We start from the raw sequence: 26,635 nt of genomic DNA, 5'->3' as shown, positions 1-26,635 counted from the left end.
TACACCTGCATGTGCACCGGACCCATAACGACCCGCACCTGCAAAAGAACTGTTAATCGTATCTCTTACACGGTCTACAAGACATTGATTTATAATGATAATTCACTGTTTTGTATGTTGAATGAGTGTCTCGAATAACGTAGGATTCTCTCATTTCAAATCTGTTTATCTTGAATCAACTAAAACCACTTACTTGCACATAACAAGTGGGATGAGTGTGTGGATAAAATTTGTACAAGAAAGGAGTAAAAATGGTTCTTATGAATCGTCTTAATGCAAGGGCTGTCGCAACATTGGGGGCTGGCAAATATAATGATGGTGCCGGCTTATTACTTCATAAGCGTAAAGATGGAGGTGCTCAATGGATTTTACGATATACCATTCATGGTCGGCGCCGTGAAATGGGATTGGGTGCCTTAAGACATGTCTCTTTAAAACAAGCCCGTGAATTAGCAACTGGGTGGCGTGCTGTTTTACGTGAAGGGCGTGACCCTATTAAAGAACGTGAAAAACAAAAGCGTGAAGCAATAAGCAATCTCCATTACTTAAAAGACATTGCCGTGGATGCTTTTGAAAGTCGTAAAGCCGAATTAAAAAGAGATGGTAAGGCTAGTGATTGGTTTTCACCTTTGCGGCTTTACATTCTCCCTAAATTAGGTTGCCTCCCCGTTTCAGAGATTACACAAACAGAGATACGCGATACGCTTTCTCCCATTTGGCATACAAAAGCTGGAACAGCTCAGATAGCATTGATACGTCTTAATCTTTGTCTCAAACATGCGGCTGCTTTGGGTTTGGATGTTGATTTACAAGCAACAGAAAAAGCACGTGCTCTCTTAGGAAAACAACGTCATAAGATCACTAATAGACCAGCAATGGATTGGAAAGATATACCAGATTTTTATCAGTTCCTCTGTAAAACACAAAACATAACACATCTTGCTTTGCGTCTGCTTATCCTTACAGGGGTTCGCTCTAACCCTTTACGTCATATTCATAAAGATCAAATTGATGGGGATATATGGACAATTCCTGCTGAGAATATGAAAGAAAAGCGTGATACAACAAAAGAATTTCGCGTGCCCTTATCATCTGAAGCATTAAAAGTAATTGAACAAGCCCACTGTATTTCTAAAAGTGATTTCATCTTTTCACTTACCGGTCGTGGTCCTCTTTCACATACGATGATGGCGGCGTATATGAGAAAAAATAAAATTGAAGCCTGCCCCCATGGATTTCGTTCTAGTTTACGCAATTGGCTCGCTGAAACAACCGATGCTCCCTATGAGGTCGCTGAAACTATTCTAAGTCATACAGTAGGAGGTAAAGTAGAGCGTGCCTATCGTCGCACTGATTATCTAGAACAACGCCGGATCTATATGGATAAATGGGCGGCTTATGTCACTGGTCAATCTTAAGATATGGGGTGAATAACCCCATTATCTGTGGATAACTTTAGCTCTCTTTTCTCTCATTCTTTCTCAATAAGATTCATCACGTCTCACATCAGAAATTATATGATAAAATATTGTTTTCTATAAATAAAATACCTTCAAAAATGAACCAAAATCTGGTTAATAAATAGTTATGATTTGTTACCATTTTTTGATAGAAAGGATTTTATAATGACAGAAAATGATATTCTTTTGACAGACCGTGAAAGTGCAAAACTGCTTCATATGAGTGTCTCAACATTCCGCCGTCATGTTACCAATGGTTCTTTACCAAAACCTTTAAAATTTGGTTTTTTATCGCGTTGGTTACAATCGGATCTTTTGAATGTCATCGAGCAAGCAAAACAGCAACGTCAAAGTGACGCAGCATAAAAAAACCTTGTCACGTAAGGACGGACAAGGCTTTCTCAAACTCATCAACCTAGTGCTTTATTTGGTGTAAATTCAAGGCTTTCTCTGCTAAAGCAAGACTTAAGGCTGGCATTCAAGTTGTTCTGAATGTTTTTTACAATAAGGGCTATTTAAGCGTCTCTCAACACTTCGCTGAGGCATGACAGCACCAGGACGACATATGGGAAGATTGTCCGATTTATGGTTTTCACACCATTCTTGTATTGTAAAGCTAGGACGAAAACCTGATTGCGCCATACACATTTCAATACTGGCAAATTGATTCAAATCTAGCGCCACAACCTTATTAAGGTCCGGTACTCCACATTCTAAAAGTATTTTATTTCTCCATAATGCTGGAGAAAGTGAGGGAATTAAGTTAACACATCCAGTGATACTTAACAAAGCCATGCAACTCAATATTTTTAAGATTTTCTTCATTTTTCCCCTCTTTCAATGGATTTGTTTACTATAAAACAGCTCGGAATCTTGTTGATATTTCCTGTCACCGCTGCTTAAAAAAACGGTGAACAATATTGAAATGGTTGCTTGAGGAAACAATCGCGCCATTCCAAGTGAAGGCAAGGATGGCGGATTGTTGGTCATCACAAACAAAACTTAAGGTTTGCATTCAGGTGCATTTTTATATTTTTTACAATAAGAGCTATTTAAGCGCTTCTTGACACTGGGCCTCGGGATCACAGCACCTGGACGACAAATGGGCAAGTTTTCCGCTTTATAATTTCCACACCAGCCTCCCCCCACATCATATTTATAGCGAAATCCCGCTTGGAGCATGCAAGCATCAATGGTTGCATTTGCATTGTAGCTGAGCTTTCTATTTTCTGTATCAGCATTAATAAGGCTTGGCAGACCGCATTCTAACAAGGCTTTTCCTACCTCTGTAAAACCTGCTCCTGGCTTTTTCCACGCAGCCACATCTCCTGGGGGGGGGTTATTAAACTGACATCCAGCGATACTCAATAGAGTTATCGCACTTAATAATTTTAAGGTTTGTTTCATTTTTTCCTCCATGATCTAATTCAAGGTTTTTGTTCTAGATGAGATGAGCCGTAAAGTATGCTGCACATACGCCCCGCATCTCCAAGGCAAGTATGAGGATTATAAGGATTTGTGAACATATTCCATGTTTCTTTCCACCAGTTACTACCAGCAGGTATTGTCTCATAAGTATAGCCATTGCCGCCAATCCATCGGCTTACAAAGTCATATCTATGCCCATCAAAACCAATAGTGGTTTGTTTGCCACCACTCACATAACCTAACAAACCGGATGCCGCCAAAACATTAGCCGCTGGTCCATGGAAACTGATCGTTGTCTTGCCAGCTACATCATTTACACCTTCTTGTTTGAAAGAATTCATCATATTAAAGCCTGTCAAACTGCCACGACTATGGGCATCAAAATGCAATCCTGTGTTACCATAGCGAGACATTATATCTTTTGCTTCTTGTGTGGAATTGGTCAAACCCCAAAAGTTATTTTCCATAAACTTCTGGTAGCCTGCGACCAGAAGTTCTGAGATAGCAGAATCCGCTTGGGGGAACACAACAAAATAAAGCGGTACATTTTTATTCTCCGCATGTTGCTCTGCATAAACAGCCGCCTCATAGGGTGGTGTAAAAATGCCATTGAGGGACACATGCACCTTGCCATCAGCACCCTCTTGTAAATACTGCTTTTCTTCATCCGTTAAATAATGTGCGTGAGAAAACAATCGCGCCATTCCAAGTGAAGGCAAGGATGGCGCATTGTTTCCATCACCAATAGCAAGACTTAAGGTTTGCATTCAGGTGCATTTTTATATTTTTTACAAAAAGGGCTGTTTAAGCGCTTCTTGACACTGGGCCTCGGGATCACAGCACCTGGACGACAAATGGGCAAGTTTTCGGCTCTAAAAGTATAACACCACCCTCCCGCTCTTGCTACTTCTTCATCTTTATAGCGGAATCCTGATTGAATCATGCAAGCATAAATTGTTGCTTTTGCATTAATGCTCTGCTTTCTGTTTTCTGGATCGACATCATAAGGCGTTGGCATGCCACATTCTAACAAGGCTTTTCCTACCTCTGTAAAATTAGTAACACCATTTTTCTCCCACGCGCTCAAATACCCTCCAGGAGTTTTATTAAACTGACATCCTGCAATACCTAATAAAGTTACAGCACCTAATAGCTTTAGAGTTTGTTTCATTTTTTACTCCATGATTTACTTGAAGGAACTTGTTCACGATAAGATGTGCCATAGCGCCATGTACACTTATCACCCGCATCTCCAAGACAGGTATGGGAACTTATGGGATTCATGGTCACTCTCCACCATTCTTTCCACATGTTACTACCAGTAGGTATTGTCTCGTAAGTATAGCCATTGCCGCCAATAATTCTGCTTACAAAGTCATATCTATTCCCATCAAAGCCAACAGTGGTTTGTTTGCCATCACTCACATAACCTAACAGACCGGATGCAAATAAAGCATTAAAGGCTGCTCCATAGAAATTGATATTCGTATTGTCGGCTATTCCGTGCACACCTTCTTGTTTGAAAGAATACAGCATATTAAAGCCTGTCAAACTGCCACGACTATGGGCATCAAAATGCAATCCTGTGTTACCATAGCGAGACATTATATCTTTTGCTTCTTGTGTGGAATTGGTCAAACCCCAAAAGTTATTTTCCATAAACTTCTGGTAGCCTGCGACCAGAAGTTCTGAGATAGCAGAATCCGCTTGGGGGAACACAACAAAATAAAGCGGTACATTTTTATTCTCCGCATGTTGCTCTGCATAAACAGCCGCCTCATAGGGTGGTGTAAAAATGCCATTGAGGGACACATGCACCTTGCCATCAGCACCCTCTTGTAAATACTGCTTTTCTTCATCCGTTAAATAATGTGCGTGAGAAAACAATCGCGCCATTCCAAGTGAAGGCAAGGATGGCGCATTGTTTCCATCACCAATAGCAAGACTTAAGGTTTGCATTCATATTGTTCTGGATGCTTTTTACAAAACGGGCTGTTTAAGCGCTTCTTGACACTGCGCTGTGGTATGACAGCGCCAGGACGACAAATCGGGAGATTTTCGGCTTTATGGTTTCCACACCACCCCCCCCCCACATCATATTTATAGTTGAACCCTGCTTGAAGCATGCAAGCATCAATGGTTGCCATTTGATTGAAACTGCGATTTTGATTTTCTGGATCTGCATCATAAGGTGTTGGCATGCCACATTCTAACAAGGCTTTTCCTATCTCAGTAAAATCTGCTCCTGGTTTTTCCCATGCCCCTATAGAAGATGTGGGAGTTTTATTAAACTGGCACCCAGCTATACTCAACAGAGTTATCGCACTTAATAATTTTAAGGTTTGTTTCATTTTTTTCTCCATGATCTAATTCAAGGTTTTTGTTCTAGATGAGATGTGCCATAAAGTATGTTGCACATAGCATTCGCATGTCCAAGACATGTGTGAACACTGTTGGGATTTGTGAACATATTCCATGTTTCTTTCCACCAGTTACTACCAGCAGGTATTGTCTCATAAGTATAGCCATTACCGCCAATCCATCGGCTTACAAAGTCAAATCTATGCCCATCAAAACCAATAGTGGTTTGTTTGCCACCACTCACATAACCTAACAAACCGGATGCCGCCAAAACATTAGCCGCTGGTCCATGGAAACTGATCGTTGTCTTGCCAGCTACATCATTTACACCTTCTTGTTTGAAAGAATTCATCATATTAAAGCCTGTCAAACTGCCACGACTATGGGCATCAAAATGCAATCCTGTGTTACCATAGCGAGACATTATATCTTTTGCTTCTTGTGTGGAATTGGTCAAACCCCAAAAGTTATTTTCCATAAACTTCTGGTAGCCTGCGACCAGAAGTTCTGAGATAGCAGAATCCGCTTGGGGGAACACAACAAAATAAAGCGGTACATTTTTATTCTCCGCATGTTGCTCAGCATAAACAGCCGCCTCATAGGGTGGTGTAAAAATACCATTGAGGGACACATGCACCTTGCCATCAGAGCCGGCTTGCAAATGTTCCTTTTCTTCATCTGTTAAATAATGAAACTTAGGTATTTTTTGTCCACGAGCGTCTTTGATATACTGTCCATTTTCATCTTTGCGATAAATAATATTTCCGTCTTCATCACGGTCGACCACAGCGATGGGGTGCTCTTTGATAAACATGGTTTTATAGGAATCATCGCTGTATTTAAACCCCTCTTCTAAGAGTTGGGTTGCCATTTCGCGGTTTTCATGGACGATTTGTTCCAGCTTGCCTACATCGAGTTGTTGTACACCCTTATGGGCGGTGGCAGTATCACGATTAAGGGAGGCTATGGCTTGCTCAACATCTTGCCCTGTCAACGCCTTCTGCCCTGCTTCATTTGTCAGCACAATAGTGCTATCGCTAATGGCGGATTTGGTATAGCCTTCCTCTGAATCTTTGGCTTTTGCATGATCTAAAACATTTTTGGCAATGTTTTTCCCGACACCATATTTGCCCTGATACATCGGACCACCCGCAGAAATGCTGATCCCATCGCTGCTGGCTTGCGCATGCGCACTGTTGCTGATGTCACTGGTGGTAATGCTTCCTGTGGTCAGGCTGTTTTTTTCTGCCGGCGCAGTGCTGGAAATAAGCCCTCCGGTCAGCGTTGTTTTATCTTTAACGTTGATCTTAAAACCGCCATCACCCGCTTTGATGCCTGATTGTTCCACAACACTATGATAATCACTAGAGGATTTATCCTTGTTCAAGGATATATTGGTTGAGGCTGCATCATCCTTTTTTCCACCATTAAACCCAATAGAAAAAGAGTTTTGCTTGCTGGAACTTTGACCCGTATCACTGCGACTGGTAATGTTCAAATCACGACCAACCTCCATTTCTACATGGTTTGCAGAAACCACGGTACCTGCCAATGTGGTATCCTCTCCACTGCTGGTATGAACAGTGCCGGTGCCAACAATATGGCTGTTTTTGTGTTGAATTTCCTCACTGGAACCTTCCCCTTGACTAAAGGAGGCATTGCCCGTTCCCCCTGCGCCACCGGTACCATAGCTATACCCAACATTTACCGAAGCGCTTTCATTGTGGTTTTGTGTGCTTTGCGTGTTTTGTGCACTTTCAAAAGTGATATGTTGCCCTGCCTCCAAGGTGATATTTCCGCTCTGCTCATCATTGTCCAGCACATAGATTGGATTGGTACCAGCGATAATATCAGCGCCAACACTATGGATGCTGCCTTCGTGGGCATGCATGTCTTCTGGCATTCAATAGTGAGACTGAGGAAACAATCCCACCATTCCAAGCGAAGGCAAGGATGGCGGATTGTTGATCGTCACAAACAGCAAAACTTAAGGTTGGCATTCATCCGCATTTTTGTACTTTTTACAAAACGGGCTGTTTAAGCGCTTTTCGACACTTCTCTTCGGGATGACAGCACCAGGCTGACAAATGGGAAGGTCTCTACCGTTAAAAGGAGAACACCAGCTAGCTCTCCCTTTATAATGGAATCCTGCTTGGATCATGCAAGCATCAATCGTTGCATTCTCATTGTTGCTTAACTTTTGAACTTCATCCTCAAGATAATTAAGGTGTGGCAAACCACATTCTAGCAATGCTTTTCCTACCTCCGTAGAATCTGCTCCTAGCTTCTCCCACACAGCCGTCTCTCCTCGAGGAGGTTTATCAATGTTTTCAATGTCACATCCAGCAACCGTTAACAGAATGAGCAGGCTTAATAAATTAAACAACATTTTCATTTTTTGTTCCCTGTTCTCGTTGAATAAAGCTTGTTAAAACTAAATGAACCATAATTAATTTGACACTCACGACTCGCATCAGCATAACAATTATGGGGGCTCGGATTAAGGCCCCAGACCGCTCTCCCCATCTCTCTGATTGGATTAGTTGCTATAGTAAATAAACTGTTTGCTGCAAATATCGTCATATAAAAAGGATTTTTTATACCTTTCTCCAAAAGTGAAAAATCTAGATTTAAAGGTGCCTTATAAGCCGTAGGCCAATTGTAACCAATCACTGTACTAATGGGGTCTAACATATGACCTTGTGTGTAGATATAATTTTTTTCGCCATCGCTTAGATAATCTACTGTATTGGCCATCGATTGCATGTGAGCAGCCGCTCCAACAAGATAGAAGTCTGTTTTCTTGGCTACACCGTGGATACCATGTTCTTGCAAGTCATTTGCTCCATTGCTTACTGTTATGGTACCACGGCTATGCGCACTAACAATAGCATTGTCATTGCCATAACGATAGATAAAATCTTGGAACTTTTTGGTTGAATTGGTCAACCCCCAAGAGCCCCCTTCAAAAAACTTTTGATAAACTGCTACCCCTAATTCTACCAGCACATCGTCAGCTTGGGGAAAGTATGTAAAATAAAGAGGACCATTTTTATTAACAGCCAATTGGACAGCATTACCCGCAGCATCATCTGGTGAATTAAAAATGCCATTGTAGAACATATAAACAGCACCATTAGGGCCTTTTTGTAAATGCTTTTCTTCCTCTGGCTTTAAAAAGTGATACAGAGTGATATATTTTCCATCACTGCCTTTTATAGGTTTTCCATTTTCATCGGTTAAATAGAGGACATTGCCATTTTCATCATGCGCAACCTCACCTACTGGGTGCTCTTTGACATTTGTGATTTTATAAATTTTATCAAGGTATCCCAATCCTTCATCCGATAAATCATTGATCATATCTACGCGATTATGCACTGCTCCCTCAAGCGGTGCGACATCTAGCTGTCCTACAGCCTGGTGGGCTGTAGCGGTGTTGCGGTTGAGTGCATCAATGATTTGTCCAGCATCTTGCCCCATCGCCCTCTGTCCAGTGATATCAGTAAGGATGATAGTCCCATCACTGATAGCAGATTTGGTTTCCCCTTCTGCTCCATCCTTGGCTTTGCCGTGATTTAAAACATTCTTGGCAATGTTCTTTATCGTATCGTTCCCAGAAATGCTTAAACCTTGGCTGCTGGCTGTAGCATGGGCACTGTTGCTGATATCACTGGTGCTAATGCTTCCAGTGGTCAGGCTGTTTTTGTCCGCCGAGGCTGTGCTTTCAATAATACCTCCGGTCAGCGTTGTTTTGTCTTTAACAATGATATTAAAGCCGCCATCACCCGCTTTGATGCCTGATTGCTCCACAACACTATGATAATCGCTGGAGGATTTATCCTTTTGGAAAGAGGCACTCATGGAGCCCCCACCACCCGTTTGTCCAGCGCCAAAACCAGCAGAAACAGAGTTTTGTTTGCTGGAAGTTTGTCCCGTATCACTGCGGCTGGTAATGGCAAAATCACCCCCTACTTCCATTTCTACATGATCTGCAGAAGCCACGGCGCCTGCCAGTATGGTGTTTCCCTGACTTATGGTATGAACAGTGCCGCTACCTATAATATGGCTGTTTTTGTGTTGAACTTCCTCACTGGAACCTTCCCCTTGACTAAAAGCAGCACTACCCGTTGCCCCTGCGCCACCCGTGCCATAACCGGTGCCAACACTCATTGAAGAACTTTCACTGCTGTTTTGTGTGCTTTGCGTGTTTTGTGCACTTTCAAAGATGATATCTTCACCTGCTTCCATGGTGATATTTCCGCTCTGTGCATCATTTTCCAGCACATAGATTGGATTGGTACCAGCAATAATATCGGCGCCAACACCATGAATGCTGCCCTCGTGGGCTTGCATGTTAACAGCGCGTCCGCCTGCTATGCTATCTGTCACCGCTGTGGAGGTCTGAACAGAGGCTTCTGTTTTCTCAGTTTTAAAGCCCACGGTTACACTGCCAGATGCGCCAGCCATATTGGCAAGAGCATCCTTGGTGGAGCCCCCCAATCCTCCTAATGAGCTACTCAGTCCTTTGGTTGTGTTCCCCTTTTCCCCCGTATTGCCAGTCAGCCAATTAACAAAATTCCTGCCTTTGTTAAAGAGGTGATTGATTTTCATGCCGGTCAGTATGCCATTAATAACTGTGTTATTGCCATCCTTATTATTCATGTGATCTGCGGCATCTTTTAGTCCTTGTACCGTGCCAAGGACACCGATATCAACGGAAGTTGTCACACCAGCAAAAGACTTTTCATGCTTTTCTTTTGCGTTAGAGGTATCATAGCTTTCTGATAGGGTGATATTATTGCCGGCATCAATGTTTACATCACGATCCGCCGAAACAATGGCTGCTTGCATATTTACATCATTGTCAGCAGTAATCTGCACATCTTGGCGTGCCGTGATGTGTGATTGTGTGGAAGTGGTTTCCCATTGATCGCCCGTATCTTTGGCGCTTGCAATTCCAACACCTACAGAAGCACCGCTGTTGCTCTTTTCAAACTGAATGCCAAAGCCTGTGCGTTCTTCCTTTGAGCTTGAGGAATGGCTATTATGACCAACAAGCACATTGACATCACGAGCTGCCGAAAGGTTAATATTCTCACCTGCAAGATCAGAGCCAACAATTGTTACATCTTTTTTCTTGGCAGTGATGTTGATATTGCCATCCGCATTGAGAGAAGAACCTTGATGCTCAAAACTCTCTTCATTTTCTGTCTTTCCCTCACTCCCGTATATCGACACAAAGCCCTTGCCTGATCCCACACCAAAACCTGTTTCATGGGTCTCTGAATGGCTCTTATGATGATCTGTCATGCCATCAATCGTCACACTTTCTCCGCTCACATTGATATCTTGACCGGAAAGCAGATGAGAAGCAGAAATCTTGGCTTCTCCTTGTGCGTCTAACACGATGTTGCCCGTTGCACCCAGAATAGAGGAGACCGTTGTGGTATGCGATTGAGATGTATCGGACGATTCCTCATGCAAAAAGCCACTTGATGACGATTGTGCTTGCTGATCCAAGTGTTCTTGGGCGCCTTTGATGACAATCTTTCCCCCAGAGTGAATGGTAATATCCGCTTGTTTCTGTTCTCCTGGTGCTTTCTCTCCTGACGTTTCCTCTGCATTACCGGCTGTGAGCGTCGAGGCTACAACTTCCGTGTTGTTTCCTGAGTCAATGGCAACGCCTTTGCCCCCAGATATGAGTGAACCGGAAACTTGGGTGGCATCCACCTTGTTATGCACGGATTTGCTGCTACTAAATGCTCCACCGTCTTTATGGTACGACATCTCATAGTGTAAGCTATCCTCTGCATTATTGATCAGGACATCGTTGCTGGCTTTCAGCCCTACCTTGCCATCAGCCGCAACAGAACTTCCCGTGATGGTGAGATCATGCGGTTTGCCATCCTGCCCTGCAATGACAGTGGTATCACCTCCCGATTTTATCGAAGAGCCAACGGCATGAGAGGCTTGCATATCCACTTTCGTGTTTTTGCCCTGAAGATGATACTCCATCTCATCTTCTCTTACCCCTATTGTTACCTCCCCTTGGGCGCCAAGTCCAACATTGCCCTTCGCATCTATATCGGAAGCAGCAATATGGATATCTTGACCTGAGATGACAGTGGTATCTTTTCCAGAACTTAAATGAGAGCCATTGTGCAAGGCAACATGAGATGTTTCACTCCCATTCTGATTGTCCATGCTGTTGCGTGTGGCATCAATCGAAACATTGCCCTCAACTTGTAAGAGAAGTTTATCCGTTGCTTGAACATCAGAGCCTAAGATATTCAAATCTTTTCCAGAGAGAAGTGTCGTCGAGCCACCAGAGTTGACTTCTGATTTATGATGCATGGTGGCATCACCCTGTTCATCATGGTAATGGGTTTCTGCTGAACCGATCGTCAAGTTGCCTTGTTCTGTAGCCATGGCAAGATCACCTCCGGTGGTGATCCCCACCCCTGAGGCGGTGATATCTTGTTTGGCAATCACCGTTGCATTACCACCAGTAGAAAGCGCCTCGGTGTTTAATACTGTCTCCACGCCGTCAACCGTTGTGCGCCCTGCATCTAAACGAATATTCTTCTCTGCAAGTAAAACAGCATCACCACCCGCCGCAAAATGCCCCCCTTGACTGAGGATATCCCCACCATGCACATGCAATTGGTGGTTTGCCGCAATACGCCCTGAATTGGTTATTGTGGAATTGCTCGTATTTTGGCTGGTGATATTCACATCATCGCCCATGATCAAAGCCCCAGCAGAAACAAAGGAGGCTCTGTCTTTTTCAGGGATGTAAAGCACCGGTGCGTAAACATCCATGCCCTTGACCTGTTGGCGCACATAAATCACCATCGGGGCTTCTAGAGAAGCCAATTGTTCTTCACTCAAAGCCTCACCAAAGGGGAGATTGTGGGCTTTTGCATATTCTGCCCCACCATCCAGCAAGGTTTTGACTTGTTCAATGGCATCACTTCCAGGAATAAAGGAGCCCTTGCCCAAACCTTGACCAACAAGATCACGCATTTGTTTCTCAATCAGCTGCTTTTCGAAATAAGCATCGCCTAAGAAAAAAATCTCTCTGTCAGGATTATAACCAATTCTGTTCAAATAATAAGCTGAGCCATAAAACTTGCCAACATCAAGGAATTCTGCCCGCGTTTCATAAATGAAATTCTGGTTGGGCAGCGTGCCACCAACCCCACCCGATTGGGGTTTTGGTAAAGGGAGCCCCTCAGAAAGTTCTCCTGCATTATTGAGATCCACTTTTGGTGTAAAGAGAGCGCCAGCTCCAGGCAAACCACTTAAGGACTCCAGTGGATTGCCCCCAACTGCTTGTGCTTTAAAATGCGCATCCCCTGTAATCGAACCTTCCGCTGCCGTATTGTGGAGTTGATCGACCACCAGATTTAAAGTGCCACCCGCTTGGACAAGACCAGGAGCTGCATCAAGAACTTTTGAGCCAATTTGGCGATCCTTGTCATTGGCTATATCTAAAGAAACATCGCGGCTTCCATCAGCTTTATAGCCATAACAACTGTCTGTATAAGCCTGACAACTAAGATAAGTGTTTTTATAAGCCGTTGCCCCTAAATTGGTCAGCGTCTTGGCTTGGATATCAGCATTTCCCCCTGCTCTCATAATGCTATAATGGTTGTCAATGGTATCAGCGTTAATGATGAGATTGCCACTAGATTGTATCATCCCCGAAACAGTTGGTTTATGAGAAAACCCTTGCGTGACAGTTTCTTCTGTCATGTGTGACCAATTTTCGTTTATTGACCCTAACCATCCTCCCTTCTGCCGAGAACCATTCCAAGAATACTGTTCTATGCCTTTTCTGTTATCATTATATTCCCAAGTAAAAGCCTTATAGACTGTTCCGTCGCTTGAAATTGCGGTGCCATAGATTTCTTCTTTGCTCGCCCAAACCTGCTGTTCAAATATAAAATTCTTCTTCTTTTTACCAGCCGGCCACTTAGAAAGCTTTCCTTTACCCCAGCTATTCGATCTCGTATCATGATATAAATCCCTACCATCGAGAAAATTATATTTGTCTGGTTTTTCGAAAGAAATATCGCTATATTCCGTTTTTTCCGTGATGACAGGCGTGCTATCGGCTTTGTTTTTTAGAGTGTTGGTTTGGATATTTAAGTTTCCACCAGCTTGAATAAAGCCCGCTTTGTTAACAAGGGAAAGGCTTTTTCCTGTGCCTTCTGCATTGGTAAAAAACAAATCACCTTCTGCCATTATGGCACCAAAATCATTGAGCAAAGCCCCATCAACTTGTAAAGCACCATTGCCCTTCACATAAATTAAGCCCGTTTTGTTGTTGGTCACATTGCCCGTCACGCGAAAGACTAAATCCTGCCCCGATGCCAATTGACCGCTATTTCCAAGCTCCCCCGTCTTGATCACGAAATCTCGTGCCGCTAAAACAGAAGTTGCCTTATCCACCATAACGCTTGGAGCAATAAAGAGAATATCTCCAGTCCCTCCCTCATCTGTCACGGCTTGTAGCCGCGCATGGTGAATATCAAGGGCATTGGTGCTTTGAAAGTCTAAACCACCATAAGTCAATTCGCTGCCCGAGACATCAATATGATCTGCAATTAAATACAGCGTTTGCGGCGTGTAAATATGAGAACGATTATTGCTTAAATCCAGTGTCGGTGCTGTCAATCTCACATCCCCCTCGGTAGACAGCACATTCTCAACACTGATCTCTCCAGATACCGATGTCAATGTTGCGTTGCCATAGCCAATGACCTGATCATAATAAATGTCGTTGCCAGCAAAAATTTCAATATTGCCACCACTGGCAATCTGCCCAACCTTCACCCCTTCTTTTGCTGTAATAAAAAGAAAGCCCTTTTCATCTAAAACAAGATCCCCTGAACCGCCCGTAGAAACGACACCTGTCATCAGTGTCCCTGCATCAAGGCTGCCAACCTTTAAAACAGCTTCTTCACCCGTCATCAGCGAAGAAAAGTCAACCGCCCCACCCTCAATATTTGCCTTGCCATAGGCTAAAAGTTGCCCAAAATGAACCGGGGCATTTGTTTCTGGTTGTGCTTGAATGGCAACATTTTGATGCGACAGAATTGTTTGAGAAACAGAAAGTCCGTTATGAGAAACCAGGGTGATATCTCCTGCACCATAAACACTTTCAGCGACAATCGCACCTTGACTGCTCTGGAGATCAACATCCCCTTGGGTGCCAAGAACAACAACACCAGCAGCACCCGTTGCCGTCATATCAACCCCACCAGCTAAAAGCTGCGCCTTTATATCACCACCGGCATGTGCCTTGAGGTTCCCTTGCGCTAGAACATCCCCCTCAAGCCTCAAGTCTCCACCCGCCTCAAGAACCATATCAACCCTACCAGCTAAAAGATGCGTTTGGATATCACCACCGGCATGTACCTTGAGGTTCCCTTGCGCTAAAACGTTCCCCTCAATCTTCAGCTCTCCGCCTGCCTCAAGAGCCATATCAGCGCCTGACCCTAGCCCTGAAACTTGAAGTGTCTGGCGCGAAGACAGCTCCATGTTGCCCCCAGACGTTGCGTTTCCGGCAATCGATAAAAGTCCATCCTGCGCCTCTATTTTTAAATGACCATCAGCGCCAACGGCTTCTAACGTCACATCCTTATGTGCGGCAATATCAATATGCTTTTTCGAGGTGATGTGTTTTGCCAATACGCTCTGGCTTTTCGATTTGAGGACAACGCCCCCATGACCAAAAACATTCTTCAGGGAGATTTTCCCGTCAGCAGAAAGATGCAACTGCCCCGCATTGGCTGCCATATCATGGCGCATACGAACCCCAACACCTTTTTCTGTCGCCACAAGTTTTATTCTGTCCGCCTGTAGAGCCCCCAAAGCAGAACCATCTATCGCATATTCCGGTTTACCAGTAATATCGGTCAGTTCTTTCATTTCCCGTGAAGCGTAATCAAAGTGCCCTGTCCCTGCGGTCACACCAATCTCCTTGCCCGCAACAGGTCCTTCAAAATGCACCGTGCGTGAGACAATATCGACAATATCAACAGCCCCTTGGCCAGAGAAAAAATTGGCTCCCTTTGCTCCAAAGGTAATATCCCCACCTCGCACCTCAAAGCCTTTTAAAAAACCGCTCGCATCAATTTCGGGTACACCTGTGGTTAAGGTCGCATGGGGCGTATTGATAAAGCCACAACCATCACAACTTATCCCATTGGGATTGGCTATAATCACATCGGCGGGGCTCCCAAAAACCTCTCCTGGACCATGAAGCGCACTACGCTTGCTGCTGGTCACTTCATTTAAAATCACTTTCGCCGAACCCGTAACACGCAAATGCGGATTGCCCGGCATAATGCCCCCCAACTGCGATTGCCCCACTTCTTGCGCATGATTGTTCCAAATCACACCTGGATTGCCAATATTAAAATCGTCATATTTATTGTGTGATAAGCCCTTGCCATTGGGGGTAACAATATCAATGGAGGGAACCCCATTGGGCGCTGCTACTATATCTGGGCGATGAGCGGCATTCGCGTTAGGATCCACAGTAATTTGCGCCTGTAACGCTGAAGGGGCTAACAAACAAGAAAAACCAAGTCCTCCAAATAAAACCTTTTTGAGCATCGTACTGGAGACCAAAACACCTAATAAAGCTGCTCTTTCTGCTCTCTTCTCATATCTCATACTTTAACTCCCCAATAAAAAATGCTTAAAGTTCCATTGTTAATGTCATAAAAAATGTTCCTGATTTTTTGTGCTTAACTGTGCTCCAAAAAATACTGGAATAACTGGCATCAAGAGAGACCATGCCCCCCGCAAGCTTGACACCTGCTGTCCAACCGGCAAGCTGATCACTCTTAATCCCATACAAGGGTTGTGCAAAAACACGCCCATAATCCAAACCAACATAAGGGCGAAGTTCACCAAAAACCTTTTTGAAGGTCGCGTGATTACTCCACGGAATGGTGCGCAGCAACAAATCATTCCGGCTAAAAAAACCGTTATTGCCAAAAAGCAAACTCTCACGCGTGCCACGAACATTGGAAGCGCCCCCTAACGAAATCTGCTCAGCACCCAGTAAATTATGCGGTGAATATTGACCACTCAAAAGATTGCTCAGTATAAAGTCCAAGCCCCCTACCTTAAAAGGCGTCATAGCACTGAGTGTGCCGGTAAATTTGGCAAATTGTGGCTCCGCATCCCCTGCTCCTGGCGCATGTTTCTTGACTGAATGAAACAAGGGGAGCCCTTGCAAATAACTCACATCAAAGGTCCATGTCCCACCCAACATCTGGCGCGAATGCGAAATGCCAAAATTGGCTACGCTATATTGACGACTACCAACCTCTATCTTATTGCCAAGAAGGTAATTGTTGGTTCTTTTATAAGAAAGACCTAAATTCAAGGTTGTAAGGGAAACACCATCACGGTAAAGAACCCTGCTTGTACTGGCGTGCAACTCACTGGAATCCCCCGTCGTCTCAATATCGGTAAAATTGCCAGGGATAATGCTTTGATAATTATAAACAGTGCCATTCAATCCAAAGGTCCAATAACCATACGGAATACTCACACTCGCTGAAATGTTATTGCTATGTCCTTCTTGCTTGCTCCCACCCCAATAATCGGGCTCACTGCGTTGATAGTTAAAATCCCACGCATCATTCATCCCTAAAATATTTTCTACCCTTAAGCCCGCACTATAACGCGCATAACCCGTGGAGGATTGTCCCATATTGTCATGAGAAACAGTAACCTTGAAAGTTTTATCGGGATGATTGTTAATATTGACAATGGTGCTCCCTTCTTCACGCCCTGGAAGAAGTTCGCTTTGAGCGTGCGCTGAACTCAAACGGTTGATCTGATCAAGCCCCTGTTCAATATCGCGCATATTCAGAACATGACCTTGAAGCCCAGGAAAAGCACTCCACACAACATTGTTATAACGAGATGCCGGTGAACCATTATAGTAAATCTCTGAAAGTTTCCCCTCAACGACAACAAATTTGAGCGTCTTGCTGTTTTTGATATCTTGATCAGGAATGTAAAAACGCGCCGTCACATAGCCTTGATCCAAATAAACTTTGGTTAACTGCTTGATTAAGAGCTGAATGTCGACAAGACCAATACATCTTCCAACATAAGGCTCTGTTACGGCTGATATAGAGCGCTTTTTGACATGGTGCACTCCCTCAACAACAACAGCATGAATTGGAAAACATTGCTTCCCACCTAAAAGCGTTTCTGGATTTTGCTCTGAAGGCGTCTTTATCCTTTTAGGCGTTAAAGCGCGTAATTTCTCAATTCTTTCTAATTGCTGCTTTTCTGAATACCTGCGAGAAAAATTATCTGTTGGGGAATGAAAAATAGCTGAGGAGCGCGCATAAACACTTACACCTGTAAACAAACCAAAGAAAACAACAATGGCACGAAAAATTCTCAAAAGAGAACTTTGGCGTAAAAATACAGAAAACAATACAGATTGCCCCCGCTTTGCACTATTCATGAAGCATTGTTTAAAAGAACTTCATGGAACCTCTAACAAGACCAGTCAAAACAGCCACTGCCCTATGATGCTTTTAACAAAAGCACACGCCTTTGTGACCAAAAAAGTGACACCCAAAAACTGCTCTATTTTACAAAAAACGCTTTATTTTAATTGCTGAAGATCTCTCCCCCACATTTATGTAGAAAGACCTCTAAACAAAACTGTTTAGCCCGTCAATGGTTAATACATCAATATCCCCATAAATATAAAGGATAAATTTGCTCAACCATATCCCCTTGCATTCATAGAGTGAACCTTCAAAGGACCCCTAATCTATGAGTTTCGAATGGTTTTGAAGGTTTGAGAAACCTTCAAAACCATTCTATAAAACCTATCAAAGCATATAGTTCATTTGTCTTGATTAACACATGAAACGAACAGCAAAATTCACTAGTTTGCTGATCTGATCTCTCTCATAGGCTGTGGATAAGCTGCATTTAAAAAACTTTTTGAAAAAAAATATCGGCTTTTTTCGTATTTTTCTGCATTTTTTCTCAATTCGTTCAAAATGGATTTAATAAGCTTCGTTTTAATTCTTTTGAAGAGAATTAAACCCCTTATACGAAAACGGAGCTCTATTGTAACAGGGCGTGAACTGGATCATTTGCACGTGAATTATGAAGATGTAAAACCTTATCCAGTGACTTTTAAAAAGGGTAATCCAAAAGTTACAGAGATCTCTAATCCCGAAAAGTTTTATTATGTGACTGAAATGAAATTCGCTGGGAATAGTAAGGAAAAAGATAAATTGATTGTTTTTTATAACAGCAATATCACAATAACAGATATCCCTCTTGAAGCTTTATGAGTATATCGTCAATGGTAAACCCGCTCTTGAATGGGTTATGGAGCGTCAATGCGTTAAGACTGATAAAAAGAGCGGCATTGTTAATGATGCCAATCGTTATGCTGTTGAAACCATTGGCAACCCTGCCTATCCTCTAGAGTTGTTTCAAAGGGTTATTACAGTAAGTCTAGAAACAATGAAAATTGTTAAGAACTTACCAAAATTAGAAATTAGAGAAACCAAATAACTTATAAAGCATGCTCACATGATAGGCATATTAACCTCACAAGGGGTATAAGGTCTTATACCTATAGGTTCTATATCACTTTTATAAATTGCTTACATACAATCTTTAAAAAGAGTGCTTATATGCGTTATTCTAAAAAGAAATCATTTGCACTTTTAGATACTCTTATTTGGATTGCTTTAAGACTTTTAAGAAATCCCATCTTAAAGTGAATACGCTTCTTTTACATTGCCTTTAAAAGATTATACCGTAATCTAAAATGATAGCTTTATTGTTATAAGAAGCTTTGTTTAAAGAGGGTTATGTATATTCATTTCCTTATATTACTTATAGGTTTTGAATGTTTCTAAAACCCCCAAAACCCCTACAAAACGTATGTTATTGATTGAATTTAAAGGTTGTATTATTGATATAGGTTGTTTTTTTGAAAAATTGATAAAACTTAACTTATTGAAATATAATGATTTTAATTTTCTCTCATTTAAAAAAATGATATAAGTTCTAAAAAGAACTGACAAGACTGACAAAAGTTTATTAAAAGGGATTTTGCTAATCCTTATAATAATCAATCTCTCTTTAGATATTTTCATAACAGTCTATAAATCACAATTATCCTATTTATCATTTCTCTTATGAAACTGAAAAATGATGCCATGGCTATAAAGAACATAACAGCTATAGAGAATGCAAAAATGCAAATGAAAGCATTTGTTATAAGAGCGCGGTGCTATTAAGGTCGTTTAAATTAAAGACCCTTATAAACAAAATTCACAAAAAATTTAAAATTCATTTAGTAACAAAATTGATAGGTTATAAAGATAAAAATACGCATTATGAGAGTTTTTCTAAATATTATAAATGTATAGATTCAGAAAATAACGCAATCGTTTCATAAAACCTATAATATAGCTTTAAAAGCACATAAATATAAAAGAAGCAATTAATAATCATAAGATATTATCTATACACAACGTATTTAAAAAAATAATAAAAAATATCAAAAAAGATAAAATGTTATTTGACAATAAATACGTATTTTGCTATATAAATAATCAAGTGCTTAACAACACTAAACAGTAAGCGAATAGGTTGCGATAAACCTAATCCTATTAAAAACTGACTATCTTTTATGCTTTTGTTAGCATATATAGTGATTTTGTCGGGTGTAGTTACACCATACAATACCCATTTATGGGAAAAGTGTAACGACGGACTTACTGCCGTGTTTGTTAGCACCCGGCGCCTCTATAGAGATGCCAATAACAAACATTTAATCAGTAAGGTTTTAATTATGAAAAATATATCAAACAACACCCCCGTTATCTCTAATATTTCAAATGAAACCACGTCTGTTAATCAACAAGAGCCTGCAAAAAAATATGAATTTATTGATGATGGTGAATATATCGATGGTCATTTCTTAACTCGAATTAGAGCTTTAAGAGATTTTGATGATGTCAAAAAAGGCGATTTAGGGGGGTATATTGAAAAGGAAGATAATCTCTCTCATGAGGGTAATTGCTGGGTGTATAATAAAGCACGGGTCTTTCAAAATGCACGCGTCTTTGGAAATGCTAAAGTAAAAAGCTTTTTTGTTGATGTCTATGGTAATGCTCAAATTTATGGGAATGCTATTTTTGAAGGTATGACATTAAAGGACAATGCAAAGCTGTCTGGTAATGCGCATGCTAACAACGCCGTTGTAATTGAAGGCAATGCACAAATTTATGATAACGCCCGTGTCACTGATCATGCTCATATTTCCGATAATGCTGTCATTTGTAATGATGCCCATGTCGGAGGCAATGCAAAAATAAGTGGCTCTGCTTATATTTGTGATGAATCGCGTGTTTTTGATGATGCCGTTATTTGTGATGCTCTTATCTCTGGTTCTTCTTATATTCATAGTAATGCCTCTTTAACAGCTAATGAAGATATCTATGATGATGCATATCCTGAGTTTGGTAGCGAAGATGATTATTATCGTCATGAGTATTATGCTGATTTTGAAGGGTATTATGACGATGATAATGACAGCGAATATGAAAGTGATGCTGCGTAATTGAACGCGCGGGCGCGGCGGGGGCGCCCCTCTTTAAACATCTCATTCAAAAATTAAATCTTCTTATAAAGGAATTGTGCCATGCAAAAGAAGTTTGCACTCACAAATGAAACGTATGTAATTAATAATCATACCCTTTATCGCATTAAAGCATTAAAAGACTTTGCTGATGTTAAGGCTGGTGCCTTGGGTGGCTTTATTGAAAAGGAAGATAACCTCTCTCATGAGGGTAATTGCTGGGTCTATGATAAGGCTTGTGTTTATAATAATGCTCATGTTTCTGATCACGCTACAGTCTGTGATTACGCTAGTGTTTTTGATAATGCAAAAATTGAAGGCAATGCAAGGGTTGCTGATCATGCCTTGGTTTTTGGAATAACTTATGTTTACGATCATGCCTGCGTTTTGAATCATGCTGAGGTATCTGACAGGGCTGTTATAAAAGGTCATGCTAAAATCTATGATAACGCTTTATTGACTGGCTATGCGCAAGCTTATGGCAATGCAAGAATTTATGACAATGCTCAAGTTTGGTTTTTTGCTGTGGTTGGTGATGATGCTTATATTTATGAAAATGCAAAAATTACAGGCTATACATACATTTGTGATCAAGTGAGTGTTTTTGGCAATTCATATATAGATACCAAAAAATTGAACGGTCATATCAAAATTTGTGAACAAACCATAAAAGACGCTGCGTAAAGACGCGCGGGCGCGGCGGGGGCGCCCTTCTTTAAACATCTCATTTCAAATTTTAGCAAACGTTTATCACATTAGATTGTGAGGGTATCTTTATGTGCAAAAAATATGAATTAACCAATGAAATTAAACAAATCAAAGATAGGATTACTAAGAAAATTACAAACCTTTATCGCATTAAAGCTTTAAAAGATTTTGATGATGTCAAAGTGGGGGATCTTGGGGGCTTTATTGAAAAGGAAAGCAACCTCTCTCATGATGGCAATTGCTGGGTGTATGATAATGCGTGGGTTTATGGCTATGCCCGTGTTTATGAAAATGCAAAAATACGCCATTTTTCTCAGGTTTGTGGTCATGTCTATGGCAATGCTGAGGTCTATGGTAAGGCTTTTATCTCTCAATATGCTAAAGTTTATGACAATGCTTGTGTCTATAGTAATGCACGTATATCTGGCTATGTTTATGGCAATGCCCAGGTGTGTGGGAGCGCTCGTATTTATACAGAAGCCCATGTTTATGATAATGCGCATATTTCTTATAATGCTTGGGTTTATAATTATGCAAGGGTTTATGGGCATGCTCAGGTTTCTGGCTCTGTCTGTGTTTACAGCCATGCCAAGATTTATAACCATGCTATTGTCAAAGGTCATGCTAAAATTTATGGCAAGGTTTATGGCAATGTTATTGTGAGTGGCTATGCTGAAGTTTATGGCTCTGTTTATGGTAATGCCAAGGTTTCCTATCATGCCAAGGTCTGGGGAAAAGCCTATGGCAATGCAAAATTAAACAGTCAAAGTAAAGTAAGTGTCGTTCCAAAAAAATGTGAGGTTTATGAAAACGATAATGTTATCAATATAACTGATAAAACAGAATAAAAAGAGACATGGGGGCGTGCCTTCTTTATGGTTATAAACGCATATAAAATGCATTGCTATAAACATATCATAAAAGAGAGAGTAAAATAAAAAAAAGCCGTGCCAAGTGATATGACGCGGCTTTCAAATGTCTATTCTAATGATTAAAATGAATCATCCACATGGAGTAATGAATGCATATATACAAAACGTATCATATTGCAAGCGCTCTATTAGAGATATGAAAACTTATCAAAAGGAACGTAAATAAAGCAAATGTGTATTAAGTGAAAGTTTGTAACAAAATCCATTTTTACATTTACGAGCATTGGTTTTCAAAACAATCTCTCATAAGAAAAATAAACAAACGCTTTTATAAAATGTAAGGTTTTCAAGATTTTGCTCTGCTGTGAAATCTAGATCTTCGTTTTTCATAAATGAAACGTTCTTAAGAGCAAATGATAACTAAGTTATAACTGTGATAAAAAGAAGTTTTAACGTTTCTTATAAAGATCTCATTTTATGTTTCAAACGTTTAAACGTGCATTTAAAGAGGTTCTCATAAGCGTATTTGTACTTTTCATTAAAACCTAATTTCTTTAAAAATTAGCCGGTCCATTTTTGGGGGCATTATCTTAGAATAGAGCATTCTTTAAACATTACAGCTTTTGACTCAAAATTGAATAAAATCCCATACCTTATGATGTTACAATGGTTTTGAAGTCTTCTTGCTTGCGTTATATCATTAAAAAGCTTTCTCTTTCATAAGACATAACATTGTGATTTTCATTCTATATGTAATGATACTATATTTATGCTGATTACTTATCATTTTCTAAACTTTTAGAAAGCGTTTTTAAAAGTGATCTTATCTTTAAATCCTTTTATGCAATCTTTATAAATTAAACCTATAAGCTTATGACAGTTTCAAACGATTATTCCTTTTTAAGGTTTCGCTCAAAAAAGAGCAAAACTCATACCATTCTTTAAACGTATGTTATCGATAATTCCAAACGACTAAATTTTAAACAATGCGATTTGAGTGATAAAAACGTATCATAAAATTTATGAACTGTTATGAATGATAGCTGCTTTTCATTTCATTTGAACGTTTACATGCGTTATAACATTTACATCATGATTTGCTTTTTATGGTCTATTCATGCATGGCAATCTTATATAAAAAATGATCAAATGAATCATGCATAAAAGTGTGGATTCTTAAGTGGATTCATATAAAATAATTTCACACAACCTATTGACTTTATTAGTTTTTTATGCATAATATGTTATCGAACTCAGATAAACGTTTTTGATTTTAACAGCACTTTCGATATGGCTGGTAGTGCTTGCATCATAAACACCTTGTCCCGCCCGTGTCTCAAACACCACATCACGGCTTTCGTTAAAGTAAAAGGTCTCCCGTTCACAAAAACGAATGGCTGCAAAAATACTTTCTTGGATTTGATGAACATACTCATCGGCTATGTCATCAATCTCATCTTGAATGACCGACACAAGGTGCGAAAGTGTCCTCTTATGACGATAAACATCTCGCTTTACAGGTATTGGTCCTCCGGTCTTAACCCGAATATAATGACGTGTCATCAAAATACCTTTCAGTAAAAATTATTACAATTGATATTATATATTTTGTGTAGTATAGTGCACTGATGGTAGCGATAATAAAAACAACAGATGAATTCGATAACTGGTTAGAAAAACTTAAAGACAGAAAAGCTGCTAATATAATTCTTGCAAGGCTTCATAGAATTCGTTCAGGGCTTTTGGGTGATGCAAAGTTTTTTAATGGTATAGGTGAATTACGTATCCACTATGGTGCTGGTTACCGAATTTATTTTACAAAAAAAGGCGATAAAATCATTATATTGCTTTGTGGTGGTGACAAATCCACACAATCCAGTGATATTCAAAAAGCCTTATCTCTTTTAGAGGATCTTAAAAATGAAATTGAAAACCTTTAACTTTGAAAAACACCTCACAACACCAGAATCTCAAGAAGTCTTTTTAAATGAAGCCTTCAAAACTGGTGATGCCTCTCATATAGCGGATGCCCTTGGCATTGTTGCTAGAGCACAAAATATGAGTGCCTTAGCAAAAGAAACCAATCGCGAACGCAGTGGATTATACCGCTCTTTAAGCAAAACAGGTGACCCTAAACTTTCTACCTTAGTCGCTGTCTTATCTGCCCTTAATTTGCAACTCTCTGTACAATCTGCTCCATAAATCGTGAGGGGAATTAAGCCTTCCCCTATACCTCTCAACGATTGGTCACGAATTGCACGACCACAACACACTCTCCAGCCGCGGTTGTTTTATCCCGTGTTGCATAAAGCGTAAGCTCTTGATCTTCTGGAACAAACTCTTTTTGGTTGGTTGATGTAAAATCTTGCGTACCTTGGGCTTTGATGTCCTTTTCACTAAACTCATTACCCCCATAGGTACTTCCTATCTTCAACTTCGCTTCTGAAAACGCTGTCTTCACAAACGCTTTAATCGAAAGGATCATTGCACCACGCGGTAAAGTCCCGATTTTGCGCGTCAAATGCTTATCTTTATGCGAGATATTCAAACGCAAAAAACTGACCTGATGTGTATGAAGATCTCTGCCGTGTAAGTGTCCTGTTACGCCATCTACCATGTCCTATTTCCTTTCCTCATCACTCAACTTCACCGCTGTAGGTGGGGATAACTATCGTTCCAAAATCTTGGGCTCCTTGTGCTCTTCCGGGCATTTGGAAACGCGTTTTCTTCATGCCCATAATTGTATGCACTCCAAAACCGTATTCGCGTTTGTAGTCGAAGGTTTCTTCTTCGATTTTATAGCGGGTCTTACCGTAACTCTTACCAAATGCCATAACGACACTTTGCGCTCCAAGCAAAACAGCACGGCGCACACCTGCAAGACGTGTACTATCCGTGGATTTAACACCATTGGTGACATGCTCTGATTCACGTAAAATCACACCGTTGTACATGCCTAGAGAACCATCAAAGATTGGGTTTTTGGAACGCGAACCGGTATAAGCAGCTTTCTGAATATCAAGCCATTGACCCGTCTCTGTATTAGTGCGCAATTGTGTCACCTGAATGGGATGCAAATACAACACATAAACACTCTCGCCATTCACGCGAACCGGTCTAATTTTAGGATTCGCTAGCTTAGCGCACTGAACCGCTTCATCTATCAATTTAAGATTAAAGCTGTGTTTGGCTTTTTCTGTAAGCTCTTCATCCTTGGTTTTTGCTTCTGGTCGCACAATGCGCTTACTGCTTGGAGCTAATGGTGCATTAAAGCCCCAAAAAAGAGGATCAAGATCAACCAGTTCTCCCTCAAAATTAAGCCTGTTGGCTGTATAACCGCAAGCGTGAACGAAAAACATCAAACTCAAACGGTCCGCATACCAATCTGATAAACTGTTTTTGGCTTCTTCGCGCAAATTAAACAATGTGCGCTGATTATCAATAGTGCCTTCATTGGCAATTCTTGTTCCATGATAAAGTTCATTGATATACAGTTTATCATGAAGGAATTGGAGTGCCTCTTCATTGCCTTCAAGGGTTTCACCCTCACTCACACCACGTCCTGATAACTGAGCTCGCAGACTAAATGTTACACAATCCCCTTTGCCTTTTTGCGTCTCTGTTTTCACCTGAATAATGCTATTGGAATCCTGCCCCATCAAAGGAGCAATAGGAGTTGCTTTGGAGACCTCCGCATCAAGCATTCTCGCCCATGTTTTTAACGCATGGGGATCATTAATCCCTATATGTGTTGTTGCCATTTATTTCACCTTTCTTTGCTATAAAAAAACCGGCTTAAAGCCGGACTACTAACCCGCACCAAAGGCGGCTTATTCTCTACAAGTCTTTCACTTAATCTTCATCATCCGCACCACTCAATTTGCGTATAAGCACTCGGTTCTTTGGATTGCTGTACCATGCTTGAAACTCTTTATCCGTCATAGCGTTCATCGTTTCCCATGAAAGTGGACCTGTACTCCCCCCTCCACCAGACGCCGTTAAGGTTCTCGCAGAATTCTGACGGCTTTGAAGTTCTGCAACTTGATTATTCGCTTGCACTGCTTGGTTCTGATAGCCAAGATTTTGCGCTATTCTATAAATCTCTTCTGCCGGATTGAGATCTCTTTGTGCACAAG

The 26,635-nt window shown here is 41.0% G+C and carries 18 protein-coding genes and 4 pseudogenes; 8 read left to right on the top strand and 14 right to left on the bottom strand.

Translation table 11 applies throughout. The features are described from left to right. Positions 1–251: 251 nt before the first annotated feature. Positions 252–1,418, top strand: a complete 1,167-nt coding sequence (locus ACFIK8_RS08110; protein WP_375669149.1) for a tyrosine-type recombinase/integrase — start codon at positions 252–254, stop codon at positions 1,416–1,418. 207 nt (positions 1,419–1,625) lie between these two features. Beyond that, complete coding sequence (locus ACFIK8_RS08105; RefSeq protein WP_007347209.1) at positions 1,626–1,826, top strand: AlpA family transcriptional regulator; 201 nt, start codon at positions 1,626–1,628, stop codon at positions 1,824–1,826. A gap of 99 nt (positions 1,827–1,925) precedes the next feature. On the opposite strand, the gene ACFIK8_RS08100 is transcribed toward ACFIK8_RS08105, so the two are convergent. From ACFIK8_RS08100 to ACFIK8_RS08055, 10 genes and pseudogenes are all read right to left on the bottom strand, one after another. Next, the gene (locus tag ACFIK8_RS08100; RefSeq protein WP_375669148.1) at positions 1,926–2,285 is read right to left on the bottom strand and encodes a hypothetical protein; all 360 of its coding nucleotides are present in this window, start codon (positions 2,283–2,285) and stop codon (positions 1,926–1,928) included. A 177-nt stretch (positions 2,286–2,462) separates the two neighbouring features. Then, positions 2,463–2,867, bottom strand: a complete 405-nt coding sequence (locus ACFIK8_RS08095) for a hypothetical protein (RefSeq protein ID WP_375669147.1) — start codon at positions 2,865–2,867, stop codon at positions 2,463–2,465. Between the two features lie 20 nt (positions 2,868–2,887). Further along, positions 2,888–3,655: a filamentous hemagglutinin gene (locus tag ACFIK8_RS08090; RefSeq protein WP_375669146.1), complete on the bottom strand. Its 768-nt coding sequence runs from the start codon at positions 3,653–3,655 to the stop codon at positions 2,888–2,890. Beyond that, positions 3,643–4,059, bottom strand: a complete 417-nt coding sequence (locus tag ACFIK8_RS08085; RefSeq protein WP_375669145.1) for a hypothetical protein — start codon at positions 4,057–4,059, stop codon at positions 3,643–3,645. Before ACFIK8_RS08085 ends, ACFIK8_RS08090 begins: the two co-directional genes overlap by 13 nt. Then, positions 4,056–4,847: a filamentous hemagglutinin gene (locus ACFIK8_RS08080; protein WP_375669144.1), complete on the bottom strand. Its 792-nt coding sequence runs from the start codon at positions 4,845–4,847 to the stop codon at positions 4,056–4,058. Before ACFIK8_RS08080 ends, ACFIK8_RS08085 begins: the two co-directional genes overlap by 4 nt. Further along, entirely contained in the window at positions 4,835–5,239 is a 405-nt protein-coding gene (locus ACFIK8_RS08075) for a hypothetical protein (RefSeq protein ID WP_375636630.1), read from the bottom strand. The genes ACFIK8_RS08080 and ACFIK8_RS08075 overlap by 13 nt, the downstream gene beginning before the upstream one ends. 20 nt (positions 5,240–5,259) lie before the next feature. Further along, a pseudogene (locus ACFIK8_RS08070) lies at positions 5,260–7,143 on the bottom strand (hemagglutinin repeat-containing protein); the annotation flags it as partial. A gap of 93 nt (positions 7,144–7,236) precedes the next feature. After that, on the bottom strand, positions 7,237–7,644 hold the full coding sequence (locus ACFIK8_RS08065; protein ID WP_375662670.1) for a hypothetical protein: 408 nt from the start codon (positions 7,642–7,644) through the stop codon (positions 7,237–7,239). Next, a complete protein-coding gene (locus ACFIK8_RS08060; protein WP_375669143.1) occupies positions 7,641–15,941 on the bottom strand; it encodes a hemagglutinin repeat-containing protein in 8,301 nt (2,766 codons plus the stop codon). The genes ACFIK8_RS08065 and ACFIK8_RS08060 overlap by 4 nt, the downstream gene beginning before the upstream one ends. Before the next feature lie 25 nt (positions 15,942–15,966). Next, the gene (locus ACFIK8_RS08055; RefSeq protein WP_375669142.1) at positions 15,967–17,763 is read right to left on the bottom strand and encodes a ShlB/FhaC/HecB family hemolysin secretion/activation protein; all 1,797 of its coding nucleotides are present in this window, start codon (positions 17,761–17,763) and stop codon (positions 15,967–15,969) included. Between the two features lie 619 nt (positions 17,764–18,382). On the opposite strand from ACFIK8_RS08055, the pseudogene ACFIK8_RS08050 reads away from it, so the two are divergent. From ACFIK8_RS08050 to ACFIK8_RS08035, 4 genes and pseudogenes are all read left to right on the top strand, one after another. Beyond that, a pseudogene (locus ACFIK8_RS08050) lies at positions 18,383–18,839 on the top strand (type ISP restriction/modification enzyme); the annotation flags it as partial. Positions 18,840–20,130: 1,291 nt separating this feature from the next. After that, positions 20,131–20,901, top strand: coding sequence for a hypothetical protein (locus ACFIK8_RS08045; RefSeq protein ID WP_375636643.1), 771 nt, complete (start codon positions 20,131–20,133; stop codon positions 20,899–20,901). Positions 20,902–20,982: 81 nt separating this feature from the next. Continuing rightward, the gene (locus ACFIK8_RS08040; RefSeq protein ID WP_375636644.1) at positions 20,983–21,603 is read left to right on the top strand and encodes a hypothetical protein; all 621 of its coding nucleotides are present in this window, start codon (positions 20,983–20,985) and stop codon (positions 21,601–21,603) included. Between the two features lie 92 nt (positions 21,604–21,695). After that, positions 21,696–22,475, top strand: a complete 780-nt coding sequence (locus ACFIK8_RS08035) for a hypothetical protein (RefSeq protein ID WP_375636646.1) — start codon at positions 21,696–21,698, stop codon at positions 22,473–22,475. 1,272 nt (positions 22,476–23,747) lie between these two features. Here the strand turns inward: ACFIK8_RS08035 and ACFIK8_RS08030 are convergent. After that, positions 23,748–24,062: pseudogene (locus ACFIK8_RS08030) on the bottom strand (hypothetical protein); the annotation flags it as partial. 65 nt (positions 24,063–24,127) lie between these two features. Here ACFIK8_RS08030 and ACFIK8_RS08025 point away from each other — a divergent pair. Next, a complete protein-coding gene (locus ACFIK8_RS08025) occupies positions 24,128–24,439 on the top strand; it encodes a type II toxin-antitoxin system RelE/ParE family toxin (protein ID WP_017196508.1) in 312 nt (103 codons plus the stop codon). After that, complete coding sequence (locus tag ACFIK8_RS08020; RefSeq protein WP_273788712.1) at positions 24,420–24,701, top strand: addiction module antidote protein; 282 nt, start codon at positions 24,420–24,422, stop codon at positions 24,699–24,701. The genes ACFIK8_RS08025 and ACFIK8_RS08020 overlap by 20 nt, the downstream gene beginning before the upstream one ends. A gap of 34 nt (positions 24,702–24,735) precedes the next feature. Here the strand turns inward: ACFIK8_RS08020 and ACFIK8_RS08015 are convergent, their stop codons facing one another. From ACFIK8_RS08015 to ACFIK8_RS08005, 3 genes and pseudogenes are all read right to left on the bottom strand, one after another. Further along, on the bottom strand, positions 24,736–25,116 hold the full coding sequence (locus ACFIK8_RS08015; RefSeq protein WP_375636648.1) for a hypothetical protein: 381 nt from the start codon (positions 25,114–25,116) through the stop codon (positions 24,736–24,738). A gap of 19 nt (positions 25,117–25,135) precedes the next feature. Then, a complete protein-coding gene (locus ACFIK8_RS08010; RefSeq protein ID WP_375636650.1) occupies positions 25,136–26,260 on the bottom strand; it encodes a N4-gp56 family major capsid protein in 1,125 nt (374 codons plus the stop codon). A 91-nt stretch (positions 26,261–26,351) separates the two neighbouring features. Then, positions 26,352–26,635: pseudogene (locus ACFIK8_RS08005) on the bottom strand (hypothetical protein); the annotation flags it as partial.

The organism is Bartonella sp. MR168JLCBS (assembly GCF_042194175.1).
This window is presented reverse-complemented; position numbering and strand designations above follow the sequence as displayed.

What these genes read in the sequence shown, in the direction of transcription:
- ACFIK8_RS08110 (WP_375669149.1), top strand. Translation starts at nt 252, where the DNA reads ATGGTTCTTATGAATCGTCTTAATGCAAGGGCTGTCGCAACATTGGGG.
- ACFIK8_RS08105 (WP_007347209.1), top strand. Translation starts at nt 1,626, where the DNA reads ATGACAGAAAATGATATTCTTTTGACAGACCGTGAAAGTGCAAAACTG.
- ACFIK8_RS08100 (WP_375669148.1), bottom strand. Translation starts at nt 2,285, where the DNA reads ATGAAGAAAATCTTAAAAATATTGAGTTGCATGGCTTTGTTAAGTATC.
- ACFIK8_RS08095 (WP_375669147.1), bottom strand. Translation starts at nt 2,867, where the DNA reads ATGAAACAAACCTTAAAATTATTAAGTGCGATAACTCTATTGAGTATC.
- ACFIK8_RS08090 (WP_375669146.1), bottom strand. Translation starts at nt 3,655, where the DNA reads ATGCAAACCTTAAGTCTTGCTATTGGTGATGGAAACAATGCGCCATCC.
- ACFIK8_RS08085 (WP_375669145.1), bottom strand. Translation starts at nt 4,059, where the DNA reads ATGAAACAAACTCTAAAGCTATTAGGTGCTGTAACTTTATTAGGTATT.
- ACFIK8_RS08080 (WP_375669144.1), bottom strand. Translation starts at nt 4,847, where the DNA reads ATGCAAACCTTAAGTCTTGCTATTGGTGATGGAAACAATGCGCCATCC.
- ACFIK8_RS08075 (WP_375636630.1), bottom strand. Translation starts at nt 5,239, where the DNA reads ATGAAACAAACCTTAAAATTATTAAGTGCGATAACTCTGTTGAGTATA.
- ACFIK8_RS08065 (WP_375662670.1), bottom strand. Translation starts at nt 7,644, where the DNA reads ATGAAAATGTTGTTTAATTTATTAAGCCTGCTCATTCTGTTAACGGTT.
- ACFIK8_RS08060 (WP_375669143.1), bottom strand. Translation starts at nt 15,941, where the DNA reads ATGAGATATGAGAAGAGAGCAGAAAGAGCAGCTTTATTAGGTGTTTTG.
- ACFIK8_RS08055 (WP_375669142.1), bottom strand. Translation starts at nt 17,763, where the DNA reads ATGAATAGTGCAAAGCGGGGGCAATCTGTATTGTTTTCTGTATTTTTA.
- ACFIK8_RS08045 (WP_375636643.1), top strand. Translation starts at nt 20,131, where the DNA reads ATGAAAAATATATCAAACAACACCCCCGTTATCTCTAATATTTCAAAT.
- ACFIK8_RS08040 (WP_375636644.1), top strand. Translation starts at nt 20,983, where the DNA reads ATGCAAAAGAAGTTTGCACTCACAAATGAAACGTATGTAATTAATAAT.
- ACFIK8_RS08035 (WP_375636646.1), top strand. Translation starts at nt 21,696, where the DNA reads ATGTGCAAAAAATATGAATTAACCAATGAAATTAAACAAATCAAAGAT.
- ACFIK8_RS08025 (WP_017196508.1), top strand. Translation starts at nt 24,128, where the DNA reads ATGGTAGCGATAATAAAAACAACAGATGAATTCGATAACTGGTTAGAA.
- ACFIK8_RS08020 (WP_273788712.1), top strand. Translation starts at nt 24,420, where the DNA reads ATGAAATTGAAAACCTTTAACTTTGAAAAACACCTCACAACACCAGAA.
- ACFIK8_RS08015 (WP_375636648.1), bottom strand. Translation starts at nt 25,116, where the DNA reads ATGGTAGATGGCGTAACAGGACACTTACACGGCAGAGATCTTCATACA.
- ACFIK8_RS08010 (WP_375636650.1), bottom strand. Translation starts at nt 26,260, where the DNA reads ATGGCAACAACACATATAGGGATTAATGATCCCCATGCGTTAAAAACA.